Origin of the sequence: Microbulbifer halophilus (assembly GCF_026183675.1) — a bacterium.
Taxonomy (GTDB): Bacteria; Pseudomonadota; Gammaproteobacteria; order Pseudomonadales; family Cellvibrionaceae; genus Microbulbifer; species Microbulbifer halophilus.
Genome location: NZ_JAPIVK010000042.1, coordinates 1 through 22,750, shown reverse-complemented (window position 1 = coordinate 22,750; position 22,750 = coordinate 1). Strand labels below are relative to the sequence as shown.

18 protein-coding genes and 1 pseudogene are annotated in these 22,750 nt (G+C 58.0%); 7 read left to right on the top strand and 12 right to left on the bottom strand.

Translation table 11 applies throughout. The annotated features are described in order from the left end of the window. Positions 1-47: 47 nt before the first annotated feature. Complete coding sequence (gene nfuA, locus OQE62_RS16920) at positions 48-650, top strand: Fe-S biogenesis protein NfuA (RefSeq protein ID WP_265723226.1); 603 nt, start codon at positions 48-50, stop codon at positions 648-650. A 106-nt stretch (positions 651-756) separates the two neighbouring features. On the opposite strand, the gene OQE62_RS16915 is transcribed toward nfuA, so the two are convergent. The 3 genes from OQE62_RS16915 to hrpB form a co-directional block, all read right to left on the bottom strand. Continuing rightward, entirely contained in the window at positions 757-1,737 is a 981-nt protein-coding gene (locus tag OQE62_RS16915; RefSeq protein ID WP_265723225.1) for a hypothetical protein, read from the bottom strand. 269 nt (positions 1,738-2,006) lie between these two features. Next, a complete protein-coding gene (locus tag OQE62_RS16910) occupies positions 2,007-2,795 on the bottom strand; it encodes a DUF3298 and DUF4163 domain-containing protein (RefSeq protein ID WP_265723224.1) in 789 nt (262 codons plus the stop codon). Between the two features lie 59 nt (positions 2,796-2,854). Beyond that, positions 2,855-5,389, bottom strand: a complete 2,535-nt coding sequence (gene hrpB, locus OQE62_RS16905) for an ATP-dependent helicase HrpB (protein WP_265723223.1) — start codon at positions 5,387-5,389, stop codon at positions 2,855-2,857. Between the two features lie 183 nt (positions 5,390-5,572). Between hrpB and OQE62_RS16900 the strand changes: the two genes are divergently transcribed. Beyond that, a complete protein-coding gene (locus OQE62_RS16900; RefSeq protein WP_265723222.1) occupies positions 5,573-6,313 on the top strand; it encodes a siderophore-interacting protein in 741 nt (246 codons plus the stop codon). Positions 6,314-6,325: 12 nt separating this feature from the next. Here the strand turns inward: OQE62_RS16900 and OQE62_RS16895 are convergent, their stop codons facing one another. Further along, entirely contained in the window at positions 6,326-6,475 is a 150-nt protein-coding gene (locus tag OQE62_RS16895; protein ID WP_265723221.1) for a DUF3096 domain-containing protein, read from the bottom strand. Positions 6,476-6,836: 361 nt separating this feature from the next. Here OQE62_RS16895 and OQE62_RS16890 point away from each other — a divergent pair, with 361 nt between their 5' ends. Continuing rightward, positions 6,837-7,352: a GFA family protein gene (locus OQE62_RS16890; protein WP_265723220.1), complete on the top strand. Its 516-nt coding sequence runs from the start codon at positions 6,837-6,839 to the stop codon at positions 7,350-7,352. A gap of 620 nt (positions 7,353-7,972) precedes the next feature. Then, positions 7,973-9,778 (top strand): acyl-CoA dehydrogenase family protein, encoded by a 1,806-nt coding sequence (locus OQE62_RS16885; RefSeq protein WP_265723219.1) that lies wholly within the window; start codon positions 7,973-7,975, stop codon positions 9,776-9,778. Positions 9,779-10,184: 406 nt separating this feature from the next. Here the strand turns inward: OQE62_RS16885 and OQE62_RS16880 are convergent, their stop codons facing one another. The 4 genes from OQE62_RS16880 to OQE62_RS16865 all read right to left on the bottom strand — a co-directional run bounded on the left by OQE62_RS16880 (position 10,185) and on the right by OQE62_RS16865 (position 16,088). Then, positions 10,185-12,305 carry a prolyl oligopeptidase family serine peptidase gene (locus OQE62_RS16880; RefSeq protein ID WP_265723218.1) on the bottom strand — a complete coding sequence of 707 codons (2,121 nt, stop codon included), beginning with the start codon at positions 12,303-12,305 and terminating at the stop codon, positions 10,185-10,187. A gap of 101 nt (positions 12,306-12,406) precedes the next feature. After that, positions 12,407-13,441, bottom strand: a complete 1,035-nt coding sequence (locus OQE62_RS16875) for a DoxX family membrane protein (protein ID WP_265723217.1) — start codon at positions 13,439-13,441, stop codon at positions 12,407-12,409. 488 nt (positions 13,442-13,929) lie between these two features. Next, positions 13,930-14,991 (bottom strand): alpha/beta hydrolase family protein, encoded by a 1,062-nt coding sequence (locus tag OQE62_RS16870; protein ID WP_265723216.1) that lies wholly within the window; start codon positions 14,989-14,991, stop codon positions 13,930-13,932. A 167-nt stretch (positions 14,992-15,158) separates the two neighbouring features. Then, a complete protein-coding gene (locus OQE62_RS16865) occupies positions 15,159-16,088 on the bottom strand; it encodes a LysR family transcriptional regulator (protein ID WP_265723215.1) in 930 nt (309 codons plus the stop codon). A 100-nt stretch (positions 16,089-16,188) separates the two neighbouring features. Here OQE62_RS16865 and OQE62_RS16860 point away from each other — a divergent pair, with 100 nt between their 5' ends. After that, the gene (locus OQE62_RS16860) at positions 16,189-17,292 is read left to right on the top strand and encodes a citrate/2-methylcitrate synthase (protein ID WP_265723214.1); all 1,104 of its coding nucleotides are present in this window, start codon (positions 16,189-16,191) and stop codon (positions 17,290-17,292) included. A gap of 159 nt (positions 17,293-17,451) precedes the next feature. Here the strand turns inward: OQE62_RS16860 and OQE62_RS16855 are convergent, their stop codons facing one another. From OQE62_RS16855 to OQE62_RS16845, 3 genes are all read right to left on the bottom strand, one after another. Beyond that, positions 17,452-19,122 (bottom strand): sulfatase-like hydrolase/transferase, encoded by a 1,671-nt coding sequence (locus OQE62_RS16855; RefSeq protein ID WP_265723213.1) that lies wholly within the window; start codon positions 19,120-19,122, stop codon positions 17,452-17,454. Between the two features lie 325 nt (positions 19,123-19,447). Continuing rightward, positions 19,448-20,137, bottom strand: a complete 690-nt coding sequence (locus OQE62_RS16850) for an alpha/beta fold hydrolase (RefSeq protein WP_265723212.1) — start codon at positions 20,135-20,137, stop codon at positions 19,448-19,450. A gap of 114 nt (positions 20,138-20,251) precedes the next feature. After that, on the bottom strand, positions 20,252-20,920 hold the full coding sequence (locus OQE62_RS16845; protein ID WP_265723211.1) for a glutathione S-transferase family protein: 669 nt from the start codon (positions 20,918-20,920) through the stop codon (positions 20,252-20,254). A 137-nt stretch (positions 20,921-21,057) separates the two neighbouring features. Here OQE62_RS16845 and OQE62_RS16840 point away from each other — a divergent pair. Together OQE62_RS16840 and OQE62_RS16835 are read left to right on the top strand one after the other, a co-directional pair. After that, positions 21,058-21,189, top strand: a pseudogene (locus tag OQE62_RS16840) (ATP-binding protein); the annotation flags it as partial. Between the two features lie 68 nt (positions 21,190-21,257). Continuing rightward, on the top strand, positions 21,258-21,662 hold the full coding sequence (locus tag OQE62_RS16835) for a hypothetical protein (protein ID WP_265723232.1): 405 nt from the start codon (positions 21,258-21,260) through the stop codon (positions 21,660-21,662). A 207-nt stretch (positions 21,663-21,869) separates the two neighbouring features. On the opposite strand, the gene OQE62_RS16830 is transcribed toward OQE62_RS16835, so the two are convergent. Then, positions 21,870-22,580, bottom strand: a complete 711-nt coding sequence (locus tag OQE62_RS16830; RefSeq protein WP_265723210.1) for a hypothetical protein — start codon at positions 22,578-22,580, stop codon at positions 21,870-21,872. Between the last annotated feature and the right edge of the window lie 170 nt (positions 22,581-22,750).

The following is a 22,750-nucleotide window of genomic DNA, read 5'->3' as shown; positions in this document are numbered from 1 at the left end:
GGGAGTAAAATACCCGACCAGGAAACTCGGTTATTTGAGAAGTTACTATGTCAGAACAGTCGCAAGACCTGAACGTCACCATCACCGAATCCGCCCAGGAGTACCTGCGCGAGCTGCTGGCGAAGCAGGACTGCGAGGGCATTGCCATCCGCATGTTCGTGTCCAGCCCCGGCACGCCCAATGCGGAGACCTGTATCGCCTACTGTCGCCCCGGCGAAGAGGAAGAGGGCGACGTGATGCTGGAGATGGACGGTCTCAAGGCCTTTTTCGAGGGCCGCAGCATTCCCTACCTGGACGAGGCGCGCGTGGATTACGCCTCCGACAAAATGGGCGGCCAGCTCACCATCCGCGCGCCCAACTCACGCATGCCCAAGATCACCGACGACAGCCCCATCGAAGACCGTATCAACTATGTGCTCTACAACGAGGTCAACCCGGGCCTCGCCGCCCACGGCGGCCAGGTGAGCCTGGTGGAAGTCACCGACGATCACTATGCGGTACTGAAGTTCGGCGGCGGCTGCCAGGGCTGCGGCATGGTGGACATGACCCTGAAAGAGGGCGTCGAGAAAAGCCTGCAAGAGAAAGTGCCGGAACTGGCCGGGGTGAAGGATGTCACCGACCACACCGACAGGTCGCAGGCTTACTACTGATCGATAAGGGCGAGCCGGGCGGTTCGCCCTTTCTGGTTTCGGGGGATCGGGTGATGTTGAAGTTCGCGGCGCTCACTCCAGCCTAGGCTCTTCGGGGCGTCACAGCCTAGAAACTGTCGTATGCATCCACGCCCATCAGATAGACCCCGTCAAAACCTCCGTCCACAACGCGAAACACATAGGAATCTTCGTCGCCGTAGATGATCTCCTGCCACCCCTGGCGCCAGTAGTTTACCTCGTAGTGTCCGCCGCTGTCGGGAATCTCATCGCCCAGCCATTCCGGCGGATTGGAGACCCAGTGGCTCTGCCAGTAAAAGCGGTCGCTCTCCGCCTCGCCGATATTTACCGCCGCAACCAGTAGCCGCTCACCGCCACTGGCCTTGAAGCGCATCTGGCGTATCTGCTCGCCGGTATATGCCTCGCCGTCGAAGAAAGGGTCCAGTACCACCAGGTCGTAGTCGGTATCGCTGACGGCGTCGACCAGATCCTGGCGGGTGGAATAGCTGCCGGTGTTGGTGAGCCGGAGGAAGTTGTCGGCCTCGAACAGCCCCTCGATATCCCTGCGGTTCCAGTTGAACGGGTTTTCCGGGTACTCGGGGATATTGTCCAGTAGCGTCTGGTCGGCGGCGAAAGAGATATAGCCCGCGTCCTGGTTCAGCGCATAGGAGTCGTCCACTTTGTGCTCGCTGAAAACAAAATCGGTGACCATGACGGTGGCGTTCTTCTCCAGGGCCATATCCAGAAAGCTGCCCAGCCGCTCGCGCCTGCTGGTGGAGGTGGGCTGGTCGATACCGTCGAAGCCGTAGAAGAGGGCGTCCTGGCCGACACCGTTGAGACTGTTGATATAGCTGGTGTCCGGGGAACCGTTGGTGGTGCCGGAACTGCTGAGCAACTCCACACCGCCGTGGGCGACGACGATGAAATTGGAGTCCAGGCCGCGGCCGTAACCGCCGATATCGGCCACGAAATCCCGCATCTCCTGGCGGTAATTGGTGGTCCCTTCTTCCGGCAGGAAGTTGGGTACGTCGTCGAAGTCGCAGCCCTGCAGCAACAGGGGCAACACAAGGAAGGTGTAAAACCGCTTCAAGATCCCTCTCCCGCAAATCTGAGTCCAGCGACGTTAGCAATTATCGACAGGAGTGACAATTGCCGCACGTCGGGTTGAGTGGCTGGCACTAGTGTGCCGTACGGGAAGTTCGCAAACAGTTCGCTGCGCCAAAACGCCCAGCTCTGCGTTGAGAAAGCTTGAAATAACGCTGCTATTCCAGCGCTTTCTCGCCTTGATCTGGGCGTTTTGGCTGTGCTCCTTTGTTCGCGAACTTCCCGCACGGCACACTGCGGGCCGTGCGCGGCGTATCACTCCGCCAGGTATTCTTCGCGCACTACCTTGTCCAGCTTGTCCCGGGGGATGGTGAGCTGGACCTGCCCCATGGCGTAGGGCCCCAGTTCGTAAACACCGTAGAGCAGGGTCAGTCCCTTCTTGTCGAGGTGGAAATTTTCGGTTCTGGCGAAGGGCCAGCCCTGGCGGAATTCCTCGTCGATATTGGCCTCTTCTTCCAGCCAGCGCTCGTGGGCGGCGCGCGCCAGATCCCAGAATGCCGCTTCCTGCCCCGGGCGGATGATCTGCTCCAGCGCTACCGGTTCGCCGGCTTCGAGATCCCAGTTGAGCCAGTGGGTCGTGGGAATACCGTGGGCGCCGCCAGTGTAGGCATAGCTGCCGATCTCGATCGTCACCAGCTTGCCGCTGCGGCCCAGGAGCTTGCCGTTGCCCTGCATATGCCAGCGATTACCGGTATCCTCCGGTGCCCGCTCCGCCTGCTGCAGGAATGCCTCAGCCGCGGCGGCGACACTCCCGGGCGAGCCCGCCTCTTCCGCAAAGCCCTGCAACTGTTGCGCGAGCTGTTCGCGAATGGCGTTATTCAGGGCGGGCCGGTTTTCGAAGAGTTGGTAGTCTACTGAGACGGAAGGGCATTCTTCCCCTTTACAGTCCGGCGCCCGCAGCTCGAAGGACTCCTGTCGGACCTGCAACTTTCCGGGTTTGGTCTCGTCCCCTCGGTTGTCGCAGCCGGCGGCCAGCAGCAGCGCGAGCAGGGCGGTGACCCGGGAGAGTGCAACGGGAAAGGACGCGTTCGATGACAATGGCATAGCGGGATATTTCCGTGAAATGTGGTTGAAGATGGAGCAGCCGTTTGCGGCCGGATATTTTACATCCGCTTCCTGGTCCTGGTGGTTGCCTGCGCCGTCGACGGATTGTCCGGCCAGTAGTGTTTCTGGTATTTGATCCGCAACTCTTTTTTTACCTCTTCATAGGTATTGGCCCAGAAACCGGCCAGATCCCGCGTGACCTGGACCGGCCGTCGGGCGGGGGAGAGCAGGTGGATCATCAGCGGATACCGGCCCTTCAGGATGGCCGGTGTCTGCGCCTGGCCGAACATTTCCTGCAGGCGCACGGCGAGTACCGGTTCCCCGCCAGTGTAATCGATGCGCACGCGGGAGCCACTGGGAACCCGGATATGACTCGGCGCCAGCTCGTCGATCTGTTGCTGCAGGGGCCAGTCCAACTGACTCAGCAGGATGGTCTGCAGGTTGAGTTGCCTGAGCTGGTCCAGCTTGGCAAAGCCGCCCAGGTGCGGCAGCAGCCACTCTTCGAGTGTCTCCAGCAGGGCGGTGTCGCTCCAGTCCGGGAGGCCGCGCAGGGCCGGAAATTCTTCTGCGTTGCGTCGCAGGAACGCCACTCGCGCGCGCAGGCTGTCGGTCTCTGTATTCCAGGGTAGTATCTGCAGGCCCTTTCTCCGGACTGCCTCCAGCAGCGCGCGGCTGATCAGTTCCGGGGAGATATTTTTTGCCGGCTGCTCGTCCAGCACCAGGCGGCCGAGCTGGGTGCGTTCGCTGGCGACGGCGCGGCCGCTGTCTTCGTCCCAGCGCACCGACTCCCGCCGCTCTATCAGTTCGGCAAAATGCTCGCGCAGGGCGCCCTCGGAAATGCGCGCCGCCAGTTGAATGCGCGCGTCGCGTCCCCGGCCGTCCAGGTCGGCGACTACCAGGTAGTCCGCCAGCGCCAGCTCGTCGTCGTGGGAGAAGCGGGCCCCGCGGCCACTGGATAACAGGTAGCGGCGCTCGCGGTCGTGTCGGCTCCGGGCGATGCGGTCCGGGTAGGCGAGGCCGAGCAGCACGCCGGTGCGGTCGAAGCGGTCGATGTCCGTTGCCGCCGCGGGGTCCGACTGAATCTTCTGCAACTGTTTCTGCCAGGTTTTGGCCTGCTGGCGAATGCGGTGCACGGCGCCGCGGTCCGCAGCGGGATTTTTGTTTTTACCCTGCAGCAGGTCCACGCGCTTCTGGATATCCCGGTCCCGGCGCGACTCGCCGCGAAAAATATCGCGCTCGGACAGCAGTGCCGCCAGCAGGCAGGCGTCGTTCGCCAGCCCCAGGTCGACACTGTGAATCATCATGTGCGCCAGGCGCGGGTGGGTGCCCAACGCCAGCATCGCCGCGCCGTGATCCGTGATGCGTCGTTTTTCGTCCAGGGCGCCCAGCCGTTGCAGCAGTTCCTGCGCCTGGGCCACGGGGCCGGGCGGGGGCTGGTCCAGCCAGCGCAATTCGCCCGGATCGCGCACACCCCACTGGGCCAGTTCCAGCATCAGCGGCGCCAGGTCGCTCGAGAGGATTTCCGGGGTGTTTTTTGCGGCCAGGCCCTGTTGCTGCGACTCGCCCCACAGCCGCAGGCAGTGGCCCTCGCTCAAACGACCGGCACGGCCGCTGCGCTGGGTGGCGGAGGCGCGGGAGATTCGGGTGGTTACCAGCCGGTTCATACCGGTATTGGGATCGAAGCGGGATTCCCGCATCAGGCCGGAATCCACCACCATCGAGATTCCCTCGATGGTGAGGCTGGTCTCGGCCACGTTGGTGGCCAGCACGATTTTGCGTTTGCCGGATGGAGCGGGGGAGATGGCTGCGTCCTGCTGCTGTTTGTCCAGGTCGCCGTAGAGGGGCGCCACCAGGATTTCGTCCTCATCGGCGAGCCTGTCCCGCAGCAGTTCCTCGACCCGCCGGATCTCGCCCACGCCGGGCAGGAAGGCGAGCAGGCTGCCGCGGTACTCGTCCATCATCGAGACTATCTCGCGGGCCATGGCCGCGGGTAACTGGCGGTCGTCGTCGGGTATCCGCTTTGGGGGGAGGTAGTGCACATGCACGGGATGGCTGCGCCCCTCGCTGCTGACTATCGGCGCGCCGTCTAGCAGTTCCGACACGCCCCGGGTATCCAGGGTGGCGGACATTACCAGCAGCTTCAGGTCCTCGCGCAGGTATTCCTGGGATTCCAGGCACAGGGCCAGGGACAGGTCGCCCTGCAGGTTGCGCTCGTGGAATTCGTCGAAGATCACCAGGGCCGTGTCGGCCAGCTCCGGGTCGGACTGCAGCAGCCGCGTCAGGATCCCCTCGGTGACCACCTGGATGCGGGTGTTTTTACCGACCCTGCGCTCCGCGCGGATCCGGTAGCCCACCGTTTCGCCCACGGTCTCGCCGAGCAGCTCCGCCATGCGCGCCGCGGCACTGCGCGCGGCCAGCCGCCGCGGCTCCAGCACGATGATGTTCCGGTCCCCGAGCCAGTCGCTGTCCAGTAGCGCCAGCGGCACCGCGGTGGTCTTGCCGGCGCCGGGCGGGGCCTGGAGGACGGCATTGCTGTGCTGGCCCAAGGTGGAGAGCAGCTCGGGCAGGGCGGCTTGTATGGGTAAATCTGGCATGCGCGGGATTATACCGATTCGAGAGCCGCTTGCCGGCGAATCGGGGGCGCTGGGAGAGCCCGCCTTCGACTATTGGTTGATAACGTCAATTAATCGGCGTATCGTTGACTATATCAACCAATTGGCACCGGTCCGCGCATTTGGGATCTATTGCCCGGCCGGGCGGGTAACGGGGAGGTATCTATGGCGAGACCACCGTCGAGAGAGCTGGAAGTGATCGGGGCGGCCTATGTGACACCGCACATGCTGCGGTTGACGCTGGGCGGATCGGGTATGGCGGGTTTCCCGGCCGAGCAGGAGAGTGCCTACGTCAAGCTGCTGTTCCCGCAGGGGGAAGACCGGCGGCCGCTGATGCGAACCTACACCATCCGCCACCAGCGGGCGGAGGAAATCGATATCGACTTCGTGATTCACGATCACACCGGCCCGGCTTCATCCTGGGCGCAGGGTGCGCGGCAGGGAGACAGGATCGAGGTTGCCGGACCGGGCTCGCGCAAGCTGATCAATCCGGATGCCGACTGGTTTCTGCTCGCCGGCGACATGACGGCGCTGCCCGCCATCAGTGTCAACCTGGAGATGCTGCCGGAAACCGCGCGGGGGTACGCCGTACTCTCGGTGGTGGATGAAGCGGATATCCAGCCACTGGAATGCCCGGCGGGAATCGATATTCACTGGCTTGTGAACCCGGAACCGCAGGAGGAAGGATCGGCCATCCGCGAGCATATCGACACACTGCCCCGGCTGGAGGGGCAGCCGTCGATCTGGTGTGCCAGCGAGTTCGCGGAAATGCGGCAACTGCGACAGTATTTCCGGCGGGAGTGCCCCGTCCCCAACAGCCACCGCTATATTTCCAGCTACTGGAAAAAGGGCGCCAGCGAAGACCGGCACAAGGTCATCAAGCGGCAGGATGCCGGACCCACTTGAAGACCACTGCGCTCAGAACTGGATATTGATATTGAATATCTGGATCAGGCCGATCGCGATCAGGTAAAAGGCGACGATATAGTTGAGCAGCTTCGGCTTGATCAGGATCGCAATGCCGGCGATAACGGCGAGCAGGGGCAATAACTCCAGATGTAGTGTCACTTGGGGACTCCTTTTAGTATGGTTGTCCGCTGACTTTACCCGGCGGGATTCCGGGATACAACGAAACTCTGCCGGGTGGCTCCGGTTCGCTCAACCTGGCCGCCGCTCCCACCTGTCCTTGATAATACCCCCCTGTAATCGCCCGGGGCGATAATCGCAAGGCCCCCTGGGGCGGCAGATTCACTGCTAAATCCGTTGACTTCCGGTGACAGCTGCCTAACCTCGAGAACTGTTGTACAGGCCAGCCGGGGCCCGCAATACCTCCCCAGCCAGCCGACTCCGAACGGCGACGACATCCGGAAGTCGCCCCTGTTGAGCCGCTGCGCACCGAATCCGCAGCGCGATTGAGGAGCCAGTCACAATGTCAGCAAACTTTCCCCTCGAGGGCGGCTGTGGCTGCGGCCATATCCGCTACCGCATGGAAACCAGCCCGCTGGTCGTACACTGTTGCCACTGCACATGGTGCCAGCGGGAAACCGGTACCGCTTTTGCAATCAACGCGATGATCGAATCCGATCGGATAACCAATCTCAACGGCGAACCGCAGATGGTGCAGATCCCTTCCGAGAGCGGCCGCGGTCAACGTGTCGCCCGTTGCCCCAAATGCCAGGTAGCCGTCTGGAGCCACTACGCCGGCAGCGGACACCTGACAAAGTTTGTGCGGGTGGGCTCTCTCGACGATCCGGACCAGCTGCCGCCGGATGCGCATATCTTTACCGAATCCATGCAATCCTGGGTGGAGATCCCCGCGTCCATGAACGCCTATCCGGTGTTCTACGAGCGGGAAAAGGTCTGGAGCCGCGAGAGCCTGGAGCGGCTCGCGGTGCTCGAGCCCGCTATTGCCGCCTATAAAGCGTCGCTGGTGGAAACCAGTTAGCTGATTCGGGTATACCCTTTTCCAAATGACAAGAATGGCTATAGTGATGAATCTTGTGTTCGGCTTGGCTGAATTTAACAGTAATGAACTATAGGAATTCATGGTTCAGGGAAGAGTAGGATATACCAGATAATTATTAGTCGTTCAAAATTGTTTTGACCAAAGTCCACCCTCCGGGCCGTCATTCCGGTACCGGATCAAGTCCGGCATGACAAAACGATCCGGGATCCAGCGGAGGTGCCCCGTCGGCTTGGATTCCGGAACAAGTCCGGAATGACGATCGCATGGAGGGAATACAGGACTCGCCCGTTGTTAAAGGAACCAGGGCAACTGTTAATAAAATTATGAGACCCTTAATAACTTTCCCTAGGTTATGGCTGACACGAGCTTACCTGCCTGGTGGCAGATGCTGTTTCCAGGCGATAAATTTTATGCTGTTATTGCAGGTGTGAGGTAATTTAATACGGAGTAATAATAAATAAATTGAATAGTGTCATTAATGAATGTGTATGATTTCTGGTTGTTTTTTTGTTTTCTGAGAATAACTAAGATATTGTTTGATTTAATTCTGTCCTTTGTTTCTACTCAGAGGCATGGGAATCCCTCGACTGTGGCTATGGGTGATATTAGTATCGATAGAGTGGTTTCTTGTCATTGAGGTGAATAGAGTGATAGTCAAAGATGTTTCTTCTGTAGGCAATTTTATAGTTAATGGCGGATACGAATCTGTTGCTGAAAGTATTTTGGAAGATATAGGGGGAGGTGATAATGAAAAAAACCTGTATGAAAAGGTGGAGTCTGTAATTTCGCAACAGGCACTTGGTGAGGAATTGCTTGCTGACCCGCTCAAGATCCTTTCTCTGCATGAAATAAGCGCTGTTCACGATGGGGCGCTGTTCGCAGCTTTGTCCATACATTACAACCTTTGTATTGGAACAATACGATCTCTTGGTGGAAACTCTGGATACGTATTGGAATGCTATAGGAAGCTGGTCAGTGGGGAGGCTGTTGGCGTTTATCTTGCCACTGAGACCGCTTATGGAAATAATGTCATTTCTCTTCAGACGGAGGCCAACTATTGTTTAGAAGAAAGGGCCTTCATGCTGAACTCCCCTAGTGATGCCTCTTTCAAGTTTATGCCAAATACATCCCTCTGCTGTCTTCCAAAAATAGCTGTGGTGATGGCTCGCCTAAAGGTCAGGGGCGAAGATTTTGGGGTGGTTCCTTTTTTGATGCCGCTACACGAGGATGGCCATTTAAGGTCTGGTGTTAGAGTTACGGAAATTGGCTATAAGCCTGGGTTTGGCCTGGACAATTGTATTACCAGTTTCGATAATGTGTCTATTCCCTATGAGTCTATGCTGAGTGAAGGAATTCTTTCACTAAAACAAGAAGATGGCACCGTGACTTTACATGAAGAAAGTTCCAGGAAAAGATTTCTAATGGCCATGCAGCGAGTTCAGTTTGGAAAAGTATGCATGGCTGTCGGTGGGCTTGGTGTCGGAAAAGCGTCTCTGTATATAACCTCCAAATACGGAAAGCGACGTAAGACTTTCTCAGTAGAGGGAGATGTTCCCCTGGTGCGTTATCATTCATTCTCCAACCAGCTCGTGGAGTACGCCGCCGGAGTTATAGTCCAGTCATTCTGGGCATTTGATCTTGGTCTTCAGGCTTTTGAATATGAGAGTAAAAGAGGTTCTATTCCAGAGAGGTTGAAAACTGAGATAGCTATCTCAAAGTCGTTGACAACGTGGTTCGCTCGGGATGTCGTGGTGAAATGCCGGGAACTTTGTGGTGCCCAGGGGATGTTCTCTATGAATAAGTTTCCCGGATACTACGCCATGGTCAATGGCTGTATTACTGCAGAAGGGGATAACCTGGTAATAATGCAAAAGGCCGCACGGGACCTTCTCAGTACGTCTCCAGAACTCCCCGACCGTCCAGAGAGTCCGCAGGTGGCAGATCTTTTTGATATTTTGAAAGAGAATTACCTGTCTTTGCATTCCAGGGTTGGCAGCCTGCTATCGGTAAAAGAAAAGAGTGATTATTTTTCCCTATGGAACAAGGCTTCAGAAGATATGATGGACATGCTGAAAAGCCTTGGGGCAATGTATGCAGCCTGTTCAGCGGAGAAAAGTCTGAGGAATGAAAATCACCACTTGTTCCTGGTGGAGATATATCTTCTGGATTGCATTGAAAAGCTCTCGGCATCAATGGCTTTTCAGGGTTCCGTCAGCCTCGATTCGCTTCGCTCACTGCAGAGTCGGAAAGGGCGATTGGTATCTGAGAGGCGGAGCGAGATTTTGGATCTTATCGATCAATTTGGTTTGGATAAGGTTGGACTGAAAACACCGATTTCCCATGGAGACTATGTGGAGTGGTATTCTCGCCAACACAATGAAGGTGTAGAAAGTGCCAGGCAGTAATTGTGTTTGCTTAGACGAGAGGGACACAGCTAAGCTCTGGATCCCTGTCTTTTGTCCGGGGTCTAGTGGACCGCTCGCAAAGTTAGGTAACAGTTCGTTTCGCCAAATCGTCCAGCTCTGCGTTGAGAAAACTTGAAATAACGCTGTTATTCCAGCGCTTTCTCGCCTTGATCTGAACGATTCTTTGTTACCGAACTTTACCAGCGGCCCACTAGTGGTCCATGCGGTAAATTCAGTAACACTATCTCTTCGCCGCAGGCCCCAGTGCTGCGTTGAAAAAGCTTGAATTAGCGCTGCTAGTCCTGCGCTTTTTCGCCTTGCCCTGGAACCTGTGGCTGTGAGCTAGAGTCACCGAATTTACCACATGAACCACTAGTTTTTGAGGAAAGCTTTTTCCGTGGAAAAATCAGCCCCCGTGCCGGCTTTTACTATCCAATGACGCCCACAGATGGGTATACATCAGCGCAACGCGGTGTGCCAACTGCTCGTTGGTGGCGCTGCCCTTGTGGCCACCCTCGAGATTCTCGTAGTAATCCACGCGCTGGCCCATGGCCTCCATCTTCGCCGCCATTTTGCGGGCGTGGCCGGGGTGGACGCGGTCATCGCGGGTGGAGGTGAAGAAGAAGGTCGAGGGGTAGTCGGTGTCCTTTTCCAGGTTCTGGTAGGGCGAGTACTCCTTGATGAAGCTCCAGTCGTCCGTGTCCGGGTTGCCATATTCCCCCATCCAGGAGGCGCCGGCCAGCAGTTTGTTGTAGCGCTTCATATCCAGTAGCGGCACGCCGCAGATTACCGCGTTGAACAGCTCCGGGCGGCGCGTCATGCTCGCACCTACCAGCAGGCCGCCGTTGCTGCGGCCCTCGATGCTGAGGCGTTCCGGCGCGGTGATCTTGCGCGCGATCAGGTCTTCCGCCACTGCGGCAAAGTCCTCGAAGGATTTTATCCGGTTTTCCCGCAGCACCGCTGCGTGCCAGGCCGGGCCGTACTCGCTACCGCCGCGGATATTCGCCAGCACATAGACACCGCCGCGCTCCAGCCAGAGTTTGCCGTAGGCGCCGTTCAGTGCCTCGTAGGAGCCGGAGTAGGAGGGCAGCAGCGCATTGCGGAAGCCGCCGTAGGAAAACATGTGCGTCGGGTTGCTGCCGTCGAATTCGGTATCTTTCGCCATCACCGCGAAATAGGGCACCCGGGTGCCGTCGGCGGACTCGGCGAAGTACTGCTCGATCTTGAACCTGCTGCCGTCGAAGGTGGGCGACTGCACCAGGATGCGATCCAGCTTGTCCGCCCCGGCGTTGTAGTGATAGAGGGTCGGCGGCGTGACGAAGTTTTCCCAGCGGAGGTAGGTGTTGCCGTTTTCATCGTCGTAGGTTGCGATACCGAGCTGGCCGTTGTCGGGGAAGGGGATTGCGGTGCGGGTAAAACCCTCGTCGCCGGGAGTGTAAAAATAGGCACGGCCCTTGACGTCATCTAGCATGGTCACCAGCACACCGGCGCCGGAAACCGCCACGGCATTGACCACCTCTGTCTCGGTGGGCGTTACCAACCCGGAAACCTGTGCCTCTCCTTCCACCAGCGCATCCAGGGAGACCAGCACCAGGCTGCCCAGTGGCCAGGTTTTGTCGCGGACTTTCCAGTCTTCGTTCAGCTTGACCACCAGGGAGCCGCCCAGCGCGCCGTGAATGACCGCGCTCTCCGGGAGGTCCAGCGGCAGCACTTCGCCATTGCGGTAAACGGAGCTGCGGCTGTGCCAGAAATCCAGCGCTTCGCTCAGCAGCAGTGCGCGCTCATCCCCGGAACCGACATCCACCGGGCGCAGCCATACGGAATCCGTCGGGACTTCTTTCACTACTTTCGCATCCGCCAGCGGCCGGCCGCGGTCCCACAGTTTTACCCGGCGGGCGTAACCGGAGTCGGTCGCGGCCTGCTCGCCCCTGGCGCTCGCCAGCAGAACCGTATCCTCATCCACCCAGACGGCGGACTGCTTGGCCATGGGGGAATAGAAACCGCCGATAACGAACTTCCTGCGCTTGGCGTTGAACTCGCGTAGCTCCACCGCGTCGCCGCCGCCCTCGGACAGCGCCAGCAGGCAGCGGGTCTGGGCATCGTCCTGGCAGGTCATGCCCTTGAATACCCATTTCTTGCCTTCCTCCACGGACAGGGCATCGATATCCAGCACCGTCTGCCAGTCGTCGCTGCCGCGATCGAACTCGTCCGCCTCGATACGGCGGTAAAGGCCGCGCGGGTTGTCTTCACTGTGGTGGTTTTCGTACAGCCAGTCGCCTTTCTGGCTGAGCTTGGGCAGGCGGTCCTCGGCACTCAGCGCGGCCAGGGCATCGGAGTAGAGCGACTTGTACAGATCGCTCTCGGCCAGGTGGGATTGGGTCCGGGCATTGTGCTTCTTGACCCATTCAATGGCTTTCTCGCCTTCCACATTCTCGAGCCACAGGTAGGGATCCTCGGCCCCAAAGGCTGACTGTGCAGACAGCGCAGTCAGCGCTGCAACGGCCAGGTTGCGAAATTTTATACTCATATTTTTCCAGCCTGTAGAGATTCGTATCGGACAGTCAAATGTCGCGAATGGTCCGCGGGACAGAATAGGTAAAGAGAGGTGGTTGTGTAAAGTTTGTGCGACTACAAACGGTTCATTTTATCCGGCCCGCCTGGCACGCAGACTCCCCGGAAAACTGAAGATCGCGCGCCCAGCGGAGCGCCCCTGCCCGCCACGACAAGAATCAGTGCCGTTGCCAGCAGGGAGGTATGCCCGGAAAACTCCATCCATGCCAGGTGCTCCAGGCCTACTGCAAAGAAGTAACTGTTGCTGGCCACCAGAAAAAATGCCAGCGCGATGGTATTCAGGCGGGTAACCAGCCCCAGTACATAGATAACACCGAAGAGCACTTCTGCCGATCCCGCACAGAGAATGAAAACCCTGTGATTGAAACTCTCAAAGAAGTACTGCATGAAATTTACCGAGGAAAACTCATTCAGGAACGCCATTGCCATATGTGGGTTCAGAATCTTTTCCGAGAACCCCAGGAAAATAAGAGAAACCCCGAGACTGATACGCAGGATGGAAACCGCTACCGGGAAAATGTCCCCGCGCCCCTCCGCAATTGTAGGGAGCTCACGGCGATAACCACCGGCCAGCCTCCAGATCGCGATAAACAACAGGATGCCGGGAATATTCACATATTCGAGGCAGGGAAGAACTCCCTCGGAGACAATCAGGTAACCGTACAGGCAGCCGAGAAGCGCAGTGGATACCAGTAGCCACCGCCCCATCACCAGTGCGGCTCCCGCGCCCGCCTGGAGAGCCATTATCAACGGCAGCTTTCCGTCGGGATGAAAATGCGGGGCAAACAGGCTGCCCTGGAGGGAGCTGAGCAAAAGCGATAGCCCGAACACAAACCTCAGAATCCCGGCCAGCGTATCGGGTGGAATACGAACAATAAATCGATCCCGATATCCCGCTTTGCTGAGATACCTGTCCAGTTGTACAGCGAGGAGCAGCACAACGAGAAAGCCCAGTATGATGAGGAGAGTGGCTCTCTCCCCAATCCTGTACGGATCGGCGAAAGAGTCTTTCAGGTTTCTATCGACAAACCAGTTGACATGCGCAAAAGCGCTTCCGCATAGAAATAACGTAAAGAATCCGCACCACCTCATAGAACCATCCGTAGACCGAAGACAGATAGAAGATGACCTTTCCCTTTTGCGGGGAAGAGTCGTAAATGTGGTGCGTGTATATTTTATTGTTTTTATGAATGAAGTGCCGATGGGCCTGGAGGGAAACAAGTAAATTTATTATTTATATGATAATTTCCCTCCGTCACGGCGCCCGTTTGAGCGGGAGGAATCCTACTACACCTTGATCTTCAACAAGGAAAATATGGCGCAGGATCCTTCGTGGAATACAAATGGCGGGCGGGGCTGATCGGGATAAACTGGAAAGCTGTATTTTATCGGTTTGTATGTAAAAAATTGCCTATCCGGCCCGGTGAAGAAAATATTCTCGAGGAGGTTATGATCGTCATTCCGGACTTGATCCGGTACCGGGATGACGGTTCCGATGGGAGAGCTTTGGTCAAAACAGTCTTGAGGCGATTCATATCCCGCACTGATTTGTGGAGACAGGCTGTCTCGATACGAAACTGTTATAGCTTCCGTTTGAAAAACTCGACCACGGCAGTGTTCATCCTTCCGTGCCACGACACCCGGTCAAAGCCTTCCGGATCTTCACAGATACGGGGCGCGGATTCTTCGAGACCAGGGGGGCAGGGTGTCAGGTAGGCGAAGTGCCCGGCGCCCCGCGCTATCTGGTAGTCCGTCAACTGCGGCAATGCTGCCCGGGCTTCCTCCACATGCTGCAGTTCCACGCCATCGCCGCCATTCTCGGAAGCCCATAGCTGCACGGGTGTGCGCACCGATTCCAGGCCGGGAGTATCAAACAGGTTCAGGGGATCCATGACCACCGCAGCGCCGATGCGCGAATCCGTATTGGGCGCGATCCGTGCGCCGCCGGTTTTGAGCCGGCGGCACTGCCAGTCTACAAACGACCACCAGTGCCTGCAGAAGCGCTCGGTGCTGGCAGGAACACTCGGCACGGCGCCGGACAGGATCAGTGCAGTCGTTCCGCCGCGTGAAAAGCCCATAACGCCGATCGCCCCGGGGTCCAGTTTTTCGCGTTTTTGCCAACTCTCCAGCATAAAAGAGATTACGCGGCTCACGTCACGAGGACGGGATTCAAAGATACTCAACTCATGCGCTCCAGAATCATCGCCGTAGAAATCCCCGGGGTGGTTCAGGGTGGCGACGACAAAGCCCGCATCGGCCAGGGTCGTGGCGGTATCGTGATGCCCGAGGAGGGAGCCTCCATAGCCGTGGGAAATCACAACCAGGGGCAGGGACTGGCCCGTAATAGCGCAATCCCGCACAGCCTGCACGCTATAGGGGCCGATCTCTGATGAGCCCGAAGCGTTTGCACAAGGGGTCCAGACCATCGCTTCTATGGTCGGTTCCCCGTCGGCAGCGGGGACTTCGAGTGGTTCAAAACCCGCTGCGAAAACGCCATCGGCTACTGTGAACGAGAGGAGTAGCAGTATGCCGGAAAGCGATCCGACGCGGGACCAGGAAGGGACGGCTTTGAAACCCATCCGCGGCATCCCCGCGCCCAGGACGCGCATGAAATATTCGAAGTATCTTTTCTTCCAGAGCATCTGTTCAACGAACCCTTTTTTATCATTATCTCCTCGCCGGGCTCAGCATACCGCATTGCCATTGTGCAAAGCTGGGAGCAGCGTAATGCCAGGTGGTATATCACGCCACATATTGCCGGTCATTGAACGCGGCAGTGGCGGGGGAGCAAAGCCTTCCCTTTTCGGTATCAATCGAGAAGGGCGTTATGCTCACCGGGCCGCCCTGGGCCTGAACCGCTTTCAGTCCAGTAACGCCGGCATACCTCGATAAAGTCCCGGGCTACCGAGCTCAGCTTTCGATCCCGGCGATAGAACAGGCCCACCTGGCGCTCGATGCGGGCGAAGTCGAACTCCTGCAGCGCCCGGAAGTGCTGGATATGCGACAGCTGCCGCGTCACCTCGGTGCTGATATAGCCCACGGCCAGGCCCCGCTCGATCAGGTTCAGACGCACATTCAGGCTGCTGATCTGCCAGATCATCTGGAAGTTGTCGCGCAGCTTCTCCTGGTAGGGGCGCTGGTCCGGTTCGTCCAGCGACGACACCACCAGCGGGATGCGCCGCAGATCCCCGGCGGTCATCTCCGCGCGGTAGAGCGGGTGCGCCGGGCTGATCATCAGCAGGCGGTGCTCGTCGTACAGCGGCTCGGTGCTGAACCGGTCCATCCGTGTCTGGAAGGGCCCGAGCCCCATCTCCACCTCGCCGCTCATCACCGCCGGGACTATGGCGCGGGAAGGCTGTTCCACCAGCTTCAGCCGGGCCTCCGGCCAGCGGCCGATAAAAGTGTGGATCAGGTCCGCGCCGGCAAAGCGGTTGTTGGTGCTGTCGATGGCGACGCTCAACTGCTGGTCCAGGCCCCGCGCCAGCCGCGAGAGATCCGCCAGCACCGTCTGTTCCTGCTGCAGCTGGTCGTCCACATGGCGGTAGAGGCGGCGGCCCGCCCGGGTCAGTCTCACAGGCCGGTCGCGGACCAGCAGCGGCTGGTTCAGCTTCCCCTCCAGTTGCTTGATGGCCTGGCTGACGGCGGACTGGGTCAGGTGCAGCTCCTGGGCCGCGGCGCGAAAGCCGCCGGAGCGGGCCACCGAGTGAAAGATACGCAACTCGCCGCTTTCCAGGCGCATGATAAGTCCTGCTAATCATTCGTTTATAAGGTTTAATTAGATTAACAGCGGCACTGGCTTTTTAATAGCGCCATCACAGGCAGAGTGCGAGGAAATTGTCATGACCGAGGAAATCAACGCCGGTCTGGAAGGCGTCATTGTGGGTGCCACGGAATTGTCCAATGTGGAGGGCGAGATCGGCCGGCTGACCTACCGCGGGGAATCAATCGAGACCCTGGTACAGCGGGACTTTGCCGCCGTGCTCAACTGGCTGATGACCGGCGAATGGCTGGATGCGGACCAGTGCGGGGAACTGGACCGCTGGCTGGCGGACGAATCCGAGCTGAACGCGGTCGAGAGCCGCGTACTGGAACAACTGCCCCGCGATACCCACCCGATGGCGGCACTGCAGGCCCTCGCGCCCATCGTCGACCTGGTGCCGACAGGGCAGGCGCCGGCCTGGCTGGACGAACAGTGGGTACCCGGCATGGTCCTGGCGGCCCGCATCAACGCCGCCGTGCGCGTGTGGCACAACCTGAGCCAGCGCGGCGAGGTTTTCGCCGTGCCCGCCGGCCTGGGCTTCCAGGAAAAACTGCTCTACGGCATCAACGGTAGCGCGCCCGGCGCCCAGGCCCTGCAGGCCATCAACACCACCCAGATACTGCAACTGGACCACAGCTTCAACGCCGGCACCTTCGCCGGCCGGGTGATCGCCAGCACCGGCGCCAGCCTGTCCGCCAGTGTCGCCGGCAGCCTGGGCGCACTGTCCGGCCCGCTGCACGGCGGCGCCGACGAGGCGGCGGTGACCATGGCCCGCGAGATCGGCAGCCCGGAAAAAGCCGATGGCTGGGTGCGCGATGCCCTGGCCAACAAGGTCAAGATCATGGGTATGGGTCACCGCGAATACAAACGCCTGGACCCCCGCGCCGCCATCCTCAAGCCCATGGCCCGCCAGTTCTGCGAAGGCACCGAATGGCAGACGCTGATGGAGACCCTGGTCGCGGTGGAAGACACCTGCCAGGACGTTTTCAGTGCCAAGGGCAAAGAGATCCACGCAAACCTGGAGTTCTACAAGGGCGCCGTCTACCTGGCGCTGGGCATTCCGGAACGGTATTTCACTTCGCTGTTTGCCTGTAGCCGGGTGTTCGGCTGGATTTCACACTTCCACGAGTTCAATCGGGAACCGCGGTTGATTCGGCCGCGTGCGCTCTATACGGGGCGTTGAGCCGAATGTGGAGAGGCGCAGCCAGCCGGAAACCCGATAACGGTGCAGTGCCCATCAGCGATCGGGGCCGGTGAGTATGCCGCTGCGCTTCTCTACTGCGAGATTCGCAATCGGGTTTACCGTTGCCACTGCGTCAGGGCACCTATTCGGGGAGCTGCATCAATTACCCAATTGCCCATTCGGCTGAAGACGCTTTTTCCCCCGTTGCTGCAGCAGTAAAGTCTCCAGCTCCCTGATCACGGTTTCGTGGGCGCGTTTCTGGCCGCAAGTGCCGGCCAGGTTGATGCTTTCCAGCGGATCTTCACTCAGGTTGTACAGTTCGAACTCCGCCGGACCTCCTTCGGGCTGCAGCAGGGTGCTCTGGTCCGGGTTGCTCGCACCGCCCCAGAATTTCGGGTTGCTGTAGTAACGCGAGTATTTCCAGTGCTGCGGGTTTCCATGCTCGTCCGGAAGATCCGTGATGACGGTTTCCACATGGCAGGGCTCGGAGACCGGGGTGTAGGGGTTGCCGCGGGGGTTGACGTCGGTCAGGCCATCGCTGACTTCGTCATCGGTCATGAAGTACAGCGCTTCGCTGCCGCCGCCACTCTCGCCGCCACTACTCACCAGCTCGGAAAGATCCGCTCCCACCAACGGATGCACTTCGGAGTGGCTGGGCTTGAGTTGGTCGGCGGCCTCATCCCGGTCGATACCGGCCAGGCCCATCAGTGTCGGCACGATATCCACATGGCTGCTCAGTGCCTGGCTGTGTTGTTGTCCGCTGAACAATTCCGGGTTGGAAATGATGAAGGGGACGTGCACCGTCTCCTCGTAGGCGTTGTACCACTTCTGGTGCATGCCGCCGTGTGCGCCCAGCATATCGCCGTGGTCGGAGGTGTACACCACGATGGTGTTCTCGAAAAAACGGCTGTTGCGCAGGCGCTGGTAGACCTTGTGAATCTCCCGGTCGACCACGCATTGCAGGTGATAATACAACTGGAAGTATTGGGGAATGGTGGGGTTGCGAAAGAACATTTCGCCGTATTTCTCGACATAGTCCTTTTGTGCCCTGGGTTTGGAAGACAAGTCCTCGCATCGTGTGGGAGGCATCGGCAGCTTCAGGTTCCTGATGAAATCGGGGAACTGGTAATCGTAACCGAAGGATAGCCAGGGCGTACCGAAAAATACGATGTCGTGCGGGTTGGTAAACGAGGCCACCGTCAACCAGGGTTGATCGCTATCGTCCTTCTCCAGGTCGTCCAGCAGCCGGATGATCTGGTTGGCAAAGCCCGGATCGCGGTTGATTCCCATATTGGCCTGCGCGGCGCCGTGCGGGTCGGGACCTATCCAGCCGTCGAAACCGAAATCCTGCAGCTTGTTGGCGGCCTTGTACAGCTCCGTGGCGCGCGGTATCGGGGTGCCGTCGCTCTCGGTACTCATCATGATATTGACGCTGCCGGGTAAAATGATGTCCGGATGCGAGAGATGCCATTTGCCCCGGTAGAAAGTGCGGTAACCACCGGCTCGAAAGTAATCCCCCATGGTCGGCACGGTATTGGGATCCAGATAGAACATATCCGGGTCATACCACTGTTTGGCCATGCCCGAGGTCTGTGAGACGCCGTGGAGGGAAGGGTACTGTCCGGTGTAAATACAGGCCCGGCTCGGGCTGCAGGCGGTACTGGCAGCGTAGTGCCGGTGCATCTCCAGGCTGTTTTCACGCAGGGCTGAAACACCGTGCAGGTGGTCCCGGCGAAGTTTCCGAAGCTCCTCTTCCTCGTATACCGGCGGGTAGCGTTCCTCATCCGTGGTGATGATCAGGAAGTTCCACCGTCTGTTGTTCGTTGTCATGATTGATCGTCCTTGATTCACGGGTAATTGGGTGTTGTCAGGAGGCGAAAAAGATTGCTGAATAACCAATGCGAGAAGAGGGGGAACTTATGGGTTCTCGGCTGTAGACTTCCATGCTAGTGGATCGCTGGTGGCTGTTGTAGGCCAATGACGGAATATGCCTCTTCTATTGGATACGGGTTTACCAGTATTGGTTGTTTTTACGTGACCGAGGTGGCGTGACAGGAAAAAGGGGCGACATTTTAGAGTGTCGGCGATTTTGTATAGACGAATATAGTTGAATAGGGCGGGCGAGCCTTTTTCGTTGGTATGCCGTAGTTCGAAATCAGCCGCCAGCTATCAGTGGTTGAGCGACCTTCTGAATAACTTCCCAGCATTCCCGAGGGTTACTTTGCAAGACAAAGTGGCTTCCCTCAACTTCTCTTATCGCCAAGTCAGGGCAGACACTCTTGAAGAATTCTGCTGCTCTTGGGGAAACCAGCTTGTCATCTTTAGGGCGAATATAGGTGCAGGGAATATCGATCTTCTGGCCCGGAACCTGGAGCGTGGAGACCTGCCTGAGCCTGTGGCGCAGTACCGCGTTGTCCACTTTACCTAAGGATTCTTTGAGACGATCCGTCAGTGCCCTGGTGCTGGCACGGCCAAATGCCAGCTTTCCGATAATGGGGGAGGGGACCAGGCCGCTTTTGAGAAGTTGTGGTGGCAGGAGCGGGGCAATCCGGGCCAAAGCCGATGGTTTGGTCAGAAAGCTGGCTGCGAAAACGATATGCCGGATGTTTGAGATCTGTTTTTGGGCGATCTCGTAGGCAATCCTGCCGGAATAGGATTCGGCAACAATGATTGTGTCGTCGTCTCCGATCCTGGAGAGGGCGTGTGCTGCCTGATCCGCATAGCTCAGGCAAGGCTCCTGCCTTAGTGACAATGGCGTCACTTTGTATCCGCCTGGTACACAGGCGACAAACGGCTCGAACAGCGAGCCGGTGCCGTCCATGCCTGGAAGTAAGAGAATATTCAACAGTTACCTTTTCCTACGTCAGTCTTAAGGGCTGCTATATAGTATCAACCAAGAAGAGCTTCGCGTTATAAATAGATCTGTTCCCCTTTATTTTGGCCGGTTTTGAGCGCATTCTTAGGCATCTCCTTCTTCTCGTCCGGGCCGTTTGCCAGTAAAAACCGCCAACTGATCAGCGAAAGCTCGCCTGTAGGCGGGCCGCGCTTCGCCGCGGGCGACATAGGCGGAGAGATTCGGGTATTCATCCAGCATACCCGATGACTTCAGCCGGAGCAGCACTGACACCATCATCAAGTCCCCAGCGCTGAATGCACCGTCGAGCCAGTCGGCATTGCCAAGGTGAGCGGAAAACTGTTTCAAGCGGGTTCGCACACGCTCCTCGACTAAGGGCAGGCGTTCCATACTCCAAGGCTTGTCGCCCTCCAGAAGCTTGGCGTTTGCGAGTTCAAGGATCGGCGGTTCCACCGTGTTGACCGAGGCAAACATCCACATGACCGCGTGCGCCCGTGCATTAGCATCTTCCGGCAGCAGCCCCGCGTGGCGCTCGGCGATATGGAAGGCGATCGCACCTGTCTCGAACAGGGCGAGATCGCCTTCCTCATAAGTCGGAATCTGGCCGAAAGGATGAAGTGCCAGATGCGCGGGTTCCTTCATCGCACGGAATGAGACAAGGCGAACCTCGTAGGGTTGGCCCACTTCTTCCAGCGCCCAGCGAACGCGCATATCACGCGCCAGCCCCTGGCCGCGATCGGGTGACTGTTCAAAGGCAGTTATGATGGGGGGCATTCTATTCCTCCTGGTCGATTTTGCAGTAACACCCAATAGTCGAACGGTGAAAGGGCAAATCGACATATCATCGTGGGGATTGCCACTGGGCGTCTGTTAATGGCTATCAAAGCTGACCCACCTCTGGCTGTAGTGGCATAGTGAATGCACTGCTGGGCTTCGGCTTCATCGACCAGCGCGAGAACCTCGTGTTCATCGGGCCGCCCGGTGTGGGCAAGACCCACCTGGCCATTGGGATCGGCCAGAAAGCGGTCCAGGCCAGCTACAAGCTCGCACCGCACTGGCTGCCTGCCTGGCGTATGTGGATCTGAACCCAGTCCGCGCAAGGATGGCGGAGATGCCCGAGACATCGGAACACACCTCCATCAAAAAGCGTATCGAGGCCGCAAAAGAGGGGCAGCAGCCGGCGTCGCTGTTCCCCTTTGCCGGAAATCCCCGATCCGCCATACCAGAGGGATTGCCCCTGGGCCTGCAGGATTATCTGGAACTGGTAGACTGGAGCGGGCGCTGCCTGCGCGAGGATAAGCGCGGGGCCATCGACCAGAAAGCGCCGCCGATCCTCGAGCGATTGCAGATCGATCCCAGGCACTGGTTGTACCTGAACAGAAATTTCGAAAGCCGCTTCAGATCGCTGGTGGGCGCCGCCCATTCGGTGCGCGCGGCGTGTGAGCACCTCGGTAAGCGCTGGGCCCACGGCATTCGCGACTGTGAGCGCTATTTCTCGCCGCCGCCGGCGTCCTGACTTTTAACCTCTCCTTTGAATAGCGCCCTCGCCAGTATGCGACCAGGAGTTTCTGTGCTCGGGCAATACTTTTTGGCGCCGATATAAACGAGTTGACTGCCAGACCGACCTGCTACCGTAGCCACAGCAGTTAATGAGTGAAAGTAAGAGCATTTCTCTTTGACTTTTCAATTTGTGGCTGTCCCTTTTTGGTGTTGTTACAAAGCATCAGATTACGCCCTTTGACTCTAAAGCCATCAAAACGGGACCAATGATAAAGCAGTAAAGTAGCGCCAAATTGCGTGCTGTCTTAGGCTGAACTTTCAGTGCGAACCTTGATGCTACAGACAAGAGTGCCATTAGGAATAGGAAAAACAATGGGACCATAGAGAAGACCACTATGGAGAAAACCGCCATAATTCCCCCAATAAGCCCGCCCACGAGACTGAGGACTAAAGCTATTTGATACGTTTCAAGCTTCTGTATATCAAACGCATTGAAAGGCATTGCCATGTGACGTAGTTGCTGGAACTGAAAGTTGGTGAGAGCATCCATGCCAAGTAACAACCAAGGTCCTAAAATAAGTAGGCCAGCGATTGAAAATTGCTCTTTTACACTTTTCCGAAAATCAGTGCCAAATTGCATGACTAACCACAAAACGATAAACAAACCCGGCAAAGAATTGAAAAACGAGTCGGATTCCGCAGGGCTAATCACATAAAACAAAGCGATAAAGATCAAGGCAGTTACACCAAAAATGTTACGTAACGCCTTCAGGTCTTCCTTGTAATCTGCATAAGCGCGCCATCGTAGGAAAAACAATCCGGCATTTGAAAGGGTCTCCAGGCTCTTTCTACCTTCTTGGGTTTGCCGAATACTCGATTCTCCGGCTACGAGGCCAGAAAAGATCTGCAAGGTGACCAAAATACTAAACAGCAAAACTCCGTCCTATGCTTTGTAACGCTGATGTTCAGGGGCAGGCTGCAATATGCGGCTTTTGCGCAATAATGGGAGCGCAGCGACCGCGCAAAAGGTGCATATTGTAGCCTGTCCCCTGCAACGAATTGTGTACGCCCAGCATGGGCATGAACTAATGGGGTGAAAGTCCC